The sequence below is a fragment of the Ammoniphilus sp. YIM 78166 genome (assembly GCF_004522215.1).
Lineage (GTDB): Bacteria > Bacillota > Bacilli > Aneurinibacillales > RAOX-1 > YIM-78166.
In genome coordinates, this window is the sequence record NZ_SDLR01000063.1 from 1 (window position 1) to 331 (window position 331).

Below are 331 nucleotides of genomic sequence, written 5' to 3' on the forward strand. Positions count from 1 at the left end.
ACGATAGGAGAATGGTAATGAAGAACTTTCTGAGACCCATTATCACGGGATTCCTTCTCATGTTTACGCTGGGTTGTCAGCAACAACCCAATCCAGAGCACGTGGCAACCATCGCGCCAGCCTCCCTGTCTGATGAAACGAAGCGCATTATAACGGGCTTAATGCTTGATCAGGTAAAGGTATTAGATGTCGACAAAAATACCGAGCTGGTAACGACGATGTATGCATTTGTAGAAAGGTTTGAAAAAGGGGTCAAACAAGAGCAAGAACTGGATATGGGGATGGAAATTAGAAAAAAAAGTCAGTTGCTGTTTGCTTATGATTGGAAAGA

At 43.2% G+C, this 331-nt stretch carries 1 protein-coding gene; it reads left to right on the forward strand.

Features of this window, described 5'->3' with window-relative positions:
* Positions 1 to 17: 17 nt before the first annotated feature.
* Positions 18 to 331 (forward strand): hypothetical protein (locus EIZ58_RS32905; RefSeq protein WP_134705223.1); only part of this gene is annotated, 314 nt, incomplete at its 3' end.